We start from the raw sequence: 12,526 nt of genomic DNA on the forward strand, positions 1-12,526 counted from the left end.
TTTCTCCTTTTTATACAAACAATATTATAAATAATAATTGCTTATAAAAGCATTAAAAATTTTATAACCTATTGCTAATTAATTTAAATAAAAAATAAAAATAGTAGATTAAACATTTAAATCTACTATTTGAATTAAAAGAAATTATAAAATTGTTTCTTTTTTATTACCCATATAAACTATTGATTTATAAGGTAATTTAAATTTGTACTTAAAATATTCTGGTGCATTGTTGTTATCATAAACAATCAAATCAAGTGCTTTCATTTTAAGTTTTTCATAAAATTTATAATTGTGTTCTGTTGTTGTAAACAAATAAAAACTATCATAAGGTGTTCTTGTTAAATCATCATAAAATTTTCTAATCAAAATTTTACTTAATGATTTACCACGATATTCAGGTGCTACATATAATAGTTTAATCTCAGCTTTGTTTTGAAGCAGTGATTCATATTGTTGATACAATATTTCAAAACTTCTAGCTATATCAATTTCTTTGTTTATGATTAATTTTTCATTTTGTGTAATTGTATAGTCTCTTATATATTTTTTAAAAATATTTAAATTAATTCCAAAGTCTGTTTCCATTAAAGAAAAAATAGGTTTATCATTTGGAATACCATAATTTAACATAGCTATCTTTTTGCCTTCATCATTTTCAATGAAATATCCACCTGTTGCATTTTTAACAATAGTGCTTGTTACAAACCTAGATAATGCCATATTAAATTCATCATTTCTTTTAGTTAATAAATAATCAAAGTCAAATATCTCTTTTGCCAACAAAACAACATCATCATAATCTTTTTCTGTAATTTCTACAATTCTCATAAATATCCTTAAAAAATCAAACTTAATAGATTATAAGTTAATAAAATTGATAATTTTAAAAATCAAAGAAAGAAGAAAACACATATTTAATTAAAGAAACTTTTTTATTATAGATTCAAATATTTTTTATATCTTTTGAATTGTAAAAATACTTAGATAAATTTAAATAATAAAAATTTCCATCTTCATTACAGGATTGAATATAAGTTTTATAAGTTGTGTTATCTTGTTTTATATAAATAGTTTTATTTTTATAAAAATCAGTTTCATCATTTTTTGCAACTTGTACCATTTGTATTCCACTGTACTCTATTAAAGTTCCACTGAAAAAAGTTTGCATATTATAAAAAATAGAAAACAAAACTAAGATTACAAAAATAAAAAGCGAAAATAAAGAAATCACCTTAATTTTTACATTGATCATTATTGATCTCCTTTTCGTGTTCAAAGTATTTTCTAATCTTTTTTGAATGTGAAACACAAATAACAAAATTATGGTCACATATCTTTTGGAAAAAATAATTCATAAACAATTCAATATTTGAATCTGATATGTTTGAAAAACATTCATCCAATAAAATCAAACAATCCTTTAATTTTAAAAGTGAAATTAAATTTGATAATTGAGCCTCACCTTTACTCATTTCATTAGTTTGTTTAGATGATAATTTAGTAACTTTTAAAAAATTAGATAGTTCTTGAGTTAACAATGGATTTAAATGAAGTATGCCACTATAATCTACTTCCATTGCAGTTGCATCACTTGGAATATAAAAAATTTTATCTTCCAATTTCTTTAGATTGATACTATCTCTATCAATATCATTAATTAAAATTTCAGTACCTTTATCAGACATTAAATTCAAAGATAATATCTTTAAAAGAGTTGATTTACCAATTCCATTTTTCCCATATAAAATTGTTTGGTTTTTAAGCTTTATTTTAAAATCTTCAAAAATTGTTTTTTCATTATCATATTTAAAATTTAGGTTTTGAATATCAATTGATTTAATTTTGTTAATTTCTATTTTTTCACTTGTAGAAAAATTTTTATTTTCAGTTGTTAAAAAATCATTTAATAATTCTTTGCTTTTTTTGTAATTTGCATAATCACTTACAAAACTAAAAATTGAATTTGATGTGTTATCAAATAAATTTAAAACTGAAATTGCAAAAATCATTTTACTAATATCAATATTTTGATTTGAGTTATTTATGATTCAAAAAGTGGAAACAATAATAAATAAAACAAAAACAATTTTCTTTAAAAAATAATTTAAAAAATTATTTTGAAATAGATATGTGCTGTAGCTAATATTTTGTTTACTAAAAGATCAAAATAGTGATTTAGATTTTTCATTTAAAAAATTAAGTTTATAAATATTTTTTTCTTTATGTAAAAAATCATAATAAATCTGAAAATAATAATCTGATTCATTTTTTATTAAGTTATTATTCTCAAAGTTTTTCTCATTATATTTTTTTAAAAAATAACTTAATGTAATTGATATCCCACTATATACAATTGCAAAAATCATATAGTAAAAAGATAAGTACCCCATCATAAACATTAAACAAACAAAAAATATAACATCAGCAATTAATTGTGGTTTACCAACATATTTTGTAGATAAAACCTTTGATATTGCTGCAGGATATTGAAACAATTCTTTTCTTTTTGTATCTTTAAAAAATAAACTATTTTTGTTTTGTAAATAATTGGTATAAAAGATAAAATTTTTCTTACCCAAAATATCTAATTTTTTAGTTTTCATTAAACACAATAAATATTCAAGAAGTGACTGAAATAAAAACATAAAAATAAAATATAAACCTATAAAAAATAAGTTCTGAGGAATGTTGTCCCCAACAAAATTAATAGCAATTTTAACAACACTGCTAGCAATTAATGATATAAATAAAACTCCTAAATCAACTAGTACAATCAGCAAACAAAATAATGTTTCATTTGGCATATCAAAAAATTTTATTTTTTTAAAAGATATGTTTTCATCAATGTCTTTTTGAATATTTGATTTATAAAAAACAATAAAGGTATTGTTATATATTTTTTCAAATTCACTATATGGTATTTTTGTTTCTCCACTTACAGAATCTAAAACTTGAACATATCCTTTTCTAAATTTACAAACAACAAAATGATTACCAGCTTCACTTTTCAATAATGTAACAAAATAATCTTTATAGTGGGTATTTATTAATTCCTCAAAGGTAGCTTGATAAATTTCAGTTTCAATATTTATGTCTTTGGCTAGAACTTCAAAATCATAAATACTCATTCCATTTTTAGATAATTTAAAATCTTTTATGATTTCTTTTTCATTCAATTCTTTTTTATATAAATGATCATAAAGTGAATGCAAAACACAAACACCACAATCATTGCTTTTAGTTTGATCAGTAATTCTCATTATTACCCCCTCTATTATATGTATGTAAATTTTTGGGGTGAATGTCATAAAAAAATAGTTAAAAAATACGTTTTTTAAATATTTGATCTTCTTAAATTGTTTGGGTAAATAAAAAAGATCAAATCAATTGATCTTTTCATAAATATTATAATTGAGCTAGTTCTTTAGCAATTGTAGGACATTGTTTGATTTTTGAAACATCATCTTTAAGAATTTTGATATCACTTTTAACTTCTACCATATCATCTTTAAGAACAGAAACATCATTTTTAAGAATAGAAACATCATCTTTAAGATAATTAATATCTTTCTTCATTTCTTTCATATCAGAAAGAATGATCCCTAATGTATCTTTAATAAATTTAATTTCATTACTTAAATCAGTTGGTTTTTTATCATCATCACCAGGTGGTGGAACCTCAATAGGTTTTCTATGTCTTTTAGTTTTATAAATTTTCATATTGCCTTCAAACACTGATGTTTCTATTATATCACCAGTCTTTTCATCTTCATATGAGTCAAAACTAACATTGAAGTTTTTAACATCAACAAATTTGCAACCTTTGATGATACTTGTAAATTCTTTTTCAGAATATCTACCAGTAAATGGTTTAGACACTTTATTATTTTTATTTTCTTTATTATTTTTAGTCATGGAAATCTCCTTTTTTAATTTAATTCAAATTAGTAAAGTTAATAATGTTTATGAAACATTATTCTTAAGTTTTTTAATAAACACTTAAGAAATCAATAAATAGCAATAAAGTTTTTTGGCAAAGCTAGTCTCACAGATTTTTAGAAAATATTCCATTTAACTAGGAATCTATAAGTCTTTTTAAAACTTTTAAATATTAGATTGATCTGTTTATTAATTTCAGATTTTAAAAACTATGTAGGAATTAATTAAATTTTTATCATTAAAAAGTTAAATGATTTGAATCCATAGTTTTTAAAAGAAGACAATGTCTTTTTTATGTCTTCATTATATTAATGTAAAAATTTGAAGTTAATGTCATAAAAAAATGACAACTTTTAATTTAGTTGTCATTACAAAGAATAATAACTTGTACATTAAAGTAATGTTAGTTGAATTGCAAATCTTGTAATATTTTTGAGTGATCTTGTAATATTTTTGAGTGATCTTGTAATATTTTTGAGTGATCTTGTAATATTTTTGAGTGTTCAGAAACATCTTTTTTAAGAATTGACACATCATTTTCAAGAACTGTAACTTTTTCTTTAAGAATTTTAATGTCACTTTTAACTTCTACCATATCATCTTTAAGAACAGAAATATCATGTTTCATTTCTTTCATATCAGAAAGAATGATCCCTAATGTATCTTTAATAAATTTAATTTCATTACTTAAATCAGTTGGTTTTTTATCATCATCACTAGGTGGTGGAACCTCAATAGGTTTTGGATGTCTTTTAGTTTTATAAATTTTCATATTGCCTTCAAACACTGATGTTTCTATTATATCACCAGTCTTATCATCCTCATATGAGTCAAAACTAACATTGAAGTTTTTAACATCAACAAATTTGCAACCTTTAATGATACTTGCAAATTCTTTTTCAGAATATCTACCAGTAAATGGTTTAGACACTTTATTATTTTTATTTTCTTTATTATTTTTAGTCATGGAAATCTCCTTTTTTAATTTAATTAAGTTAGTAAAGTTAATAATGCTTATGAAGCAATATTATTAAGTTCTTTAAATAAACTTTTGAGAAATTAATAAATAGTAATAAAGCTTCTTCTAGTTTTTAAACATTAGTTTAGGTTTAACTATTTATTAATTTCCAATTTTAAAAACCGTAAAGCATGGATATAATTTTTTCATCCAGAAAGTAAAGCAATTTAAATCAATAGTTTTTAAAAGAAGACAATGTCTTTTTTATGTCTTCATTATATTAATGTAAAAATTTGAGGTTAATGTCATAAAAAAATGACAACTTTTTAATTTAGTTGTCATTACAATGAATAATTGTTTATGCATTAAAGTAAGGTTAGTTGAATTGCAAATCTTGTAATATTTTTGAGTGATCTTGTAATATTTTTGAGTGTTCAGAAACATCTTTTTTAAGAATTGACACATCATTTTCAAGAACTGTAACTTTTTCTTTAAGAATTTTAATGTCACTTTTTACCTCTACCATATCTGTTTCAAGAACTGTAACTTTTTCTTTAAGATAATTGATATCTTGTTTCATTTCTTTCATATCAGAAAGAATGATCCCTAATGTATCTTTAATAAATTTGATTTCATTACTTAAATCAGTTGGTTTTTTATCATCATCGCCAGGTGGTGGAACCTCAATAGGTTTTCTATGTCTTTTAGTTTTATAAATTTTCATATTGCCTTCAAACACTGATGTTTCTATTATATCACCAGTCTTTTCATCCTCATATGAATCAAAACTAACATTGAAATTTTTTACATCAACAAATTTGCAACCTTTAACAATGTTAGTAAATTCTTTTTCAGTATATCTACCAGTAAATGGTTTAGAAACTTTTTTATTTTTATTTTCTTTATTATTTTTAGTCATGAAAATCTCCTTTTTTAATTTAATTCAAATTAGTTAGTTAATAATGTCTAAGAAACATTATTATTAAGTTTTTTAAATAAACATTTAAGAAATTAATAAATAGTAATAAAGTTTTTTGGCAAAGCTAGTCCCACAGATTTTTAGAAAATATTCCATTTAGCTAGGAATCTAAGTCTTTTTAAAACTTTTAAATATTAGATTGAACTGCTTATTAATTTCAGATTTTAAAAACTATGTAGGAAATAATTGAATTTTTATCATTAAAAAGTTAAATAATTTGAATCCGTAGTTTTTAAAAGAAGACAATGTCTTTTTTATGTCTTCATTATATTAATGTAAAAATTTGAAGTTAATGTCATAAAAAAATGACAACTTTTAATTTAGTTGTCATTACAAAGAATAATAACTTGTACATTAAAGTAATGTTAGTTGAATTGCAAATCTTGTAATATTTTTGAGTGATCTTGTAATATTTTTGAGTGATCTTGTAATATTTTTGAGTGTTCAGAAACATCTTTTTTAAGAATTGACACATCATTTTCAAAAACTGTAACTTTTTCTTTAAGAATTTTAATGTCACTTTTAACTTCTACCATATCATCTTTAAGAACAGAAATATCATGTTTCATTTCTTTCATATCAGAAAGAATGATCCCTAATGTATCTTTAATAAATTTAATTTCATTACTTAAATCAGTTGGTTTTTTATCATCATCACTAGGTGGTGGAACCTCAATAGGTTTTGGATGTCTTTTAGTTTTATAAATTTTCATATTGCCTTCAAACACTGATGTTTCTATTATATCACCAGTCTTTTCATCCTCATATGAGTCAAAACTAACATTGAAGTTTTTAACATCTACAAATTTGCAACCTTTAATGATACTTGTAAATTCTTTTTCAGAATATCTATCAGTAAATGGTTTAGACACTTTATTATTTTTATTTTCTTTATTATTTTTAGTCATGGAAATCTCCTTTTTTAATTTAATTAAGTTAGTAAAGTTAATAATGCTTATGAAGCAATATTATTAAGTTCTTTAAATAAACTTTTGAGAAATTAATAAATAGTAATAAAGCTTCTTCTAGTTTTTAAACATTAGTTTAGGTTTAACTATTTATTAATTTCCAATTTTAAAAACCGTAAAGCATGGATATAATTTTTTCATCCAGAAAGTAAAGCAATTTAAATCAATAGTTTTTAAAAGAAGACAATGTCTTTTTTATGTCTTCATTATATTAATGTAAAAATTTGAGGTTAATGTCATAAAAAAATGACAACTTTTTAATTTAGTTGTCATTACAATGAATAATTGTTTATGCATTAAAGTAAGGTTAGTTGAATTGCAAAACTTGTAATATTTTTGAGTGTTCAGAAACATCAGTTTTAAGAATTGACACATCATTTTCAAGAACTGTAACTTTTTCTTTAAGATAATTGATATCTTGTTTCATTTCTTTCATATCAGAAAGAATGATGCCTAGTGAATCTTTAATAAATTTAATTTCATTACTTAAATCAGTTGTTTTTTTATCATCATCACCAGGTGGCGGAATATCAATTGGTTTTGGTTGTCTTTTAGTTTTATAAATTTTCATATTACCTTCAAACACTGATGTTTCTATTATATCACCAGTCTTTTCGTCCTCATATGAGTCAAAGCTAACATTGAAGTTTTTTACATCAACAAATTTACAACCTTTAATAATGTTAGTAAATTCTTTTTCAGAATATCTGCCAGTAAAGGGTTTAGACACTTTATTATTTTTATTTTCTTTATTGTTTTTAACCATAAAAATCTCCTTTTTTAATTTAATTAAGTTAGTAAAGTTAATAATGCTTATGAAGCAATATTATTAAGTTCTTTAAATAAACTTTTGAGAAATTAATAAATGGTAATAAAGCTTCTTCAAGTTTTTAAACATTAGTTTAGGTTTGACTATTCATTAATTTCAAATTTTAAAAATATCAATTGTTGATTTAATTTTTATATGTTAAAAAATTAAATCATTGAATCAAAAGTTTCTAAAATGAAGACAATGTCTTTTTTATGTCTTCATTATATTAATGTAAAAATTTGAGATTAATGTCATAAAAAAATACTCAATTTCTTGAGTATTTTCATTTTTTAAATTTTATTCATGGTCTTCCATGACAGCATTTGCTTTATATAAACTATAGTAAAACCCTTTATTTTTTAATAGTTGTTTATGATTACCAATTTCTTGAATTTCACCATCTTTTAAAACAATAATTTTATCTGCTTTGACAACAGTAGATAAACGGTGTGCAATAACAATTACAGTTTTGTTATTAGTAATTTTCATTAAAGCATTTTGAATATCAATTTCAGTCTTTGTGTCAACAGATGAAGTTGCTTCATCTAATACTAATATTTTAGCTTCTGACATAAATGCTCTTGCAATTGAAATTAACTGAATTTGACCAAGTGACAAATCACTCATTTTTTCAGACATGATAGTCTCATACCCATCTGGTAATTTTTTAATAAAGTAATCAACATTAGATTTTTTACAAACATCTATAACTTGTTCAGCTGTTGCATTAGTGTTTCCATATCAAATATTTTTTTCAATACTTTCTGAAAATAAGAAAGGATCTTGTAAAACAATTGAAATGTTTTTAAATAAACTTTGTTTACTAATATCTTTAATATTAGTTCCATCAATCAAAATCTCTCCTGAATCAATTTCATAAAATCTTGAAATCAAAGATGCCATTGTGGTTTTACCACTTCCTGTTGGCCCAACAATTGCAACTGTTTCATTAGGGTTGATTGTGAAACTAACATTTTTTAAAATTGGTCTATCTTCAACATATGAAAAATTAACATTTTTAAATTCAATTTTTCCTTGAACTGTAGGTTCAAGTTTTCCTTGATCCACTTCATTGATTTCATCCAACACTGCAAACACTCTTTTTGATGCTACTGTTGTTTTTTGTAAAGTTCCAGCAAGTCTTAATGAATTACTTGTTTCACCAGTTGCAATTCTTGCCAATAAAACAAAAGAAGTTAATAATCCTATTTCATAACTTGGAAAAAAGATACTTCCACTATTAATATTGTTTACAAAAAAGATAATTCCTAACACATAAATAAAAGCATACATCACTGTTTCAATAAAATCATTTCAAGGTCAAATGAAATTTAAAATCATTTCAGCCCCTCTAGATTCTTTAGCTTGATTATGATTTATTTCTTTAAATAAATTAAATGCTTTTTCTTCATAACAAAAAGATTTAATTGCTTTTCTTCCAGAAACATATTCTTCAACAACTCCATTTAATTTACCAACTTCATTTTGCATTCTCATGTATTTTGGTCCTGCTTTTAAAGAGATAATAAATGACACTGTAACTAACACTAAATAAAAACCTAATGTGATAGCAGTTAAGATTGGTGAAATAATAAGTAATCCAATAAACACACCAATTACTACAAGTGGTGCTGTAAAGATTTCCCCAATACAAACAGATAAATTAATTGCAAGTGCATTAGTATCAGTTGTACCTCTACTAATTAAATCTCCCCTTGCTGCTTTTTCAACAATTTTAAAAGGCATTCTTCTAATCTTATTAAAGAATAATTCTCTAATAGAATAACCAATATGATAGGTCAATTTTAAGATTAGTTTTTGACTGATAATATATGCAAAAAAGTATAAAGTATAACCTATCATGATTAAAGCACAACCAATTGAGAAGTTAATAAATGCAGAAGCTGGTGAATTGCTATTTAAATCATAGAAAAAGTTTTGAATCACAATTCCTAAACCAATTGAAGTAGCAACAGAAAAAGTAGTTTTCAATAATGACAAAAAGATTGCACCATAAAAAGCTTTTTTGTTTTTACTCAACATCAATATTAGTCTTTTAAATACACTTATATATCCAATATGTTGTTTCATAATTATTCCCCAATTGTTTTTTGTGAATCATAAATTTTGTTATATAAAGCACATTTTTTAACTAATTGATTATGAGTACCAATGTCAATGATTTGACCTTTATCTAAAACAATAATTTTATCTGCATCTTTAATAGTTTTTACTTGTTGAGAAACAATGATAAAAGTTTTATTTTTAAAGTTATTTTTAATATTTTTTAAAACTTTATCTCTTGTTAAATTATCAAGAGCACTCAAACTATCATCTAAAATATAGATTCCAGATTTTTTTGCAAAAGCACGCGCTATTGCCATTCTTTGCTTTTGTCCACCTGAGAAATTATTACCATTTTGAAGTACTTCAGAATCATATTGTTTTTCAGTTTTATTAATAAATTCATCAGCACAAGCTAGTTTTGCAGCTCACTCAATTTTCTCTTGAGATGCTTGGTTATTCCCCATTGTAATATTTGATTTAATAGTTCCAGAAAAGATGAATTTTTCTTGTAAAGCAACACTAACTTGTTTTCTTATATTTTTAGTACTAACTTCACTACTTGTGTATCCACCAAATCTAATTTCACCTGATTCTGGTTCTGCTAAATTTGCAGCAAGTGCAACAATAGTAGATTTACCACTTCCAGTAGGCCCAATTATTCCCAAAATCTCTCCTGGATTTACTTTAAAAGAAATGTTATCAATAATAGGTTTTTCATCACTCACTATTCCATATGAGTAACTTACATTTTTAAATTCTAAAGAAGGCACAAATTCATTTTCAAAATCCACTTCAGTAGGTTGTTCAATATCTATTTTTAATATTTCTTCAATTCTTTCAATACAAATTCTAGTTCTATTAACAGAAACTAAAGTCATTGAAATTCCAAAGACACAAAATACAGCATAGATTAAATAATTAGCAAAAGCAATCACTTCATTAATTGCAATTGTTTGATTACCAACAGAAACATAGTTTACTGTACCACTAATAAAAACCACAATAATAATTGCTGCATTCAAAGCAAAGAATAAAAAGATAATCCCAAAGTAAACTAAAGTTTCACCCTTATAAATAGATTTGTATCAAGCAATATTGTGAATATCAAATCTTTCAGATTGATATTTTTGAATTCTAAATGATCTTACAGTTTTAGTACCTGCAATATTTTCACGCATTACTCTATTCACATTATCAAGTTCTTCAAAACTTGTTGTGAAATACTTTTTAGCTTTTTGGTTACTAATTCAGTAAACTGCTAAAATTGATGGAATTATTAATACAAAAACACTAGATAAAATAGGGCTAATTGTTAAACAAAAAATAACAACCCCTGTAATTAACATCATACTTTCAAAGAAAAACAAAAAGAAAGTAAAAATTGTTTCTTGATATTGATATGAATCATTTGTTGCTCTAGAAACAATTGAAGAAACTGAAAGCTTATTAAACTCATTATCTTTAATTCATTGCAGTCTTCAAAATAAATTGTTTCTTAACCTTTCTACAATTTCTACAGCAGATTTAATGTGGAAAAACCTTGAGGTTACTCTACATAAAAATCCAACTGTCACCATAGAAACTATCACTGCAAAAATAATTAAGACTTGATGAATTTCTTGATTCACTTGGTCAGATGTTAAATTTCCAATAGCAATATTATTAAAGTGTCTTGTAATCTCTGAAAGTAAGAAAGGTTGGAAAGTACTTGATACACATTCAATTGCTGAAAAAGTTAAAGCAATAATAAGAAAAAGGGTGTTTTTCTTTTTAAATTGCTTAAAAATTTTAATCATAATATATCCTCTTCTTTTACAAAAAATATAAAAAATACATAACAAAGATAGTATTTAAAAAATACAATCTTAAACAAAAATTTAAAAAGAAAAGGAATCTAATAGAAAGTTCTATAAGAACATCAGAATTTCTCAAAAAAAGGAGTAAATTCTTTTAAATTAAAAAAATTAATTCACTTATTAAGAAAATTTCAATTCATTAAAACAACATTCATAAATACTCCTTTCATAAATCTATTAAATCTTATCATAGAGATAAACATAATTATTAGAAAGATATTGAGAGCACAATCTAATACAAAATAAAAAGCATTATGGTTTTATCCATAATGCTTTAAAAATAATAAGTATATAAACTACACTAATCTGTTGAATCATTCAACAACGTAAGCTTCATTAATTCCTTCTGGTAATTCATCTCTTTCAGGGAATCTTACATATTTACCTTTTTTAGTTTTAAGATCAGAATCTACAAACTTACAAGGAGTGTTGCTAGCACCTGCTGCTACAATTGGTAAATCTTTAGATTTTGGTGCAACTTCAATAGTTTGTTCTAATTTAACCATACATGATGGAATAGTAACTTTTTTTCCATCTAATAAAATGTGACCATGGTTAACTAATTGTCTAGCTGCTCTTCTAGTTGGAGCAAATCCCATTCTATAAACTAAGTTATCTAATCTACTTTCTAAAGCAATGAAAGTATTTAAAGTCAAAGCACCTTTCATATGTTTAGCAATTACAAAAGTTCTTCTGAACTGTCTGTCATTTAGACCATACAAGTACATCATTTTTTGTTTTTCTTGTAATTGTTCACCATAACCTGATAATTTAACTCTTTTGTTACCATGTTGACCTGGTGCATAAGTTCTTTTTTTACCTTTAATAAACTCTCTTTCAGTTTCTAATAAAGAGAATCCATATCTTCTTGATTTTTTAGTAATACTTCCTAAGTATCTTGACATAATTAATATCTCCAATAATTTAAAATATAAAAACTTATTT

11 protein-coding genes are annotated in these 12,526 nt (G+C 23.7%); all 11 read right to left on the reverse strand.

Annotated elements, in window-relative coordinates; genetic code table 4:
* Positions 1 to 144 precede the first annotated feature (144 nt).
* Positions 145 to 831, reverse strand: a complete 687-nt coding sequence (locus MYPE_RS03855) for a GNAT family N-acetyltransferase (RefSeq protein ID WP_011077569.1) — start codon at positions 829 to 831, stop codon at positions 145 to 147.
* 55 nt (positions 832 to 886) lie between these two features.
* Positions 887 to 1,123, reverse strand: coding sequence for a hypothetical protein (locus MYPE_RS03860; protein ID WP_160162152.1), 237 nt, complete (start codon positions 1,121 to 1,123; stop codon positions 887 to 889).
* A gap of 112 nt (positions 1,124 to 1,235) precedes the next feature.
* Complete coding sequence (locus MYPE_RS03865; protein ID WP_044891287.1) at positions 1,236 to 3,263, reverse strand: cysteine peptidase family C39 domain-containing protein; 2,028 nt, start codon at positions 3,261 to 3,263, stop codon at positions 1,236 to 1,238.
* Between the two features lie 145 nt (positions 3,264 to 3,408).
* A complete protein-coding gene (locus MYPE_RS05455; RefSeq protein ID WP_011077571.1) occupies positions 3,409 to 3,918 on the reverse strand; it encodes a hypothetical protein in 510 nt (169 codons plus the stop codon).
* Positions 3,919 to 4,345: 427 nt separating this feature from the next.
* Positions 4,346 to 4,909, reverse strand: a complete 564-nt coding sequence (locus tag MYPE_RS03875) for a hypothetical protein (protein WP_011077572.1) — start codon at positions 4,907 to 4,909, stop codon at positions 4,346 to 4,348.
* Between the two features lie 367 nt (positions 4,910 to 5,276).
* Entirely contained in the window at positions 5,277 to 5,819 is a 543-nt protein-coding gene (locus MYPE_RS03880) for a hypothetical protein (RefSeq protein ID WP_011077573.1), read from the reverse strand.
* Between the two features lie 425 nt (positions 5,820 to 6,244).
* The gene (locus MYPE_RS03885) at positions 6,245 to 6,787 is read right to left on the reverse strand and encodes a hypothetical protein (RefSeq protein ID WP_011077574.1); all 543 of its coding nucleotides are present in this window, start codon (positions 6,785 to 6,787) and stop codon (positions 6,245 to 6,247) included.
* Positions 6,788 to 7,154: 367 nt separating this feature from the next.
* Entirely contained in the window at positions 7,155 to 7,613 is a 459-nt protein-coding gene (locus MYPE_RS03890; protein ID WP_011077575.1) for a hypothetical protein, read from the reverse strand.
* Between the two features lie 342 nt (positions 7,614 to 7,955).
* Positions 7,956 to 9,749 (reverse strand): ABC transporter ATP-binding protein, encoded by a 1,794-nt coding sequence (locus MYPE_RS03895; protein WP_011077576.1) that lies wholly within the window; start codon positions 9,747 to 9,749, stop codon positions 7,956 to 7,958.
* Positions 9,750 to 9,751: 2 nt separating this feature from the next.
* Positions 9,752 to 11,521 carry an ABC transporter ATP-binding protein gene (locus tag MYPE_RS03900; protein WP_011077577.1) on the reverse strand — a complete coding sequence of 590 codons (1,770 nt, stop codon included), beginning with the start codon at positions 11,519 to 11,521 and terminating at the stop codon, positions 9,752 to 9,754.
* 356 nt (positions 11,522 to 11,877) lie between these two features.
* Positions 11,878 to 12,486 (reverse strand): 30S ribosomal protein S4, encoded by a 609-nt coding sequence (gene rpsD / locus MYPE_RS03905; RefSeq protein ID WP_011077578.1) that lies wholly within the window; start codon positions 12,484 to 12,486, stop codon positions 11,878 to 11,880.
* Between the last annotated feature and the right edge of the window lie 40 nt (positions 12,487 to 12,526).

Origin of the sequence: Malacoplasma penetrans HF-2 (assembly GCF_000011225.1) — a bacterium.
GTDB lineage: Bacteria > Bacillota_I > Bacilli_A > Mycoplasmatales > Mycoplasmoidaceae > Malacoplasma > Malacoplasma penetrans.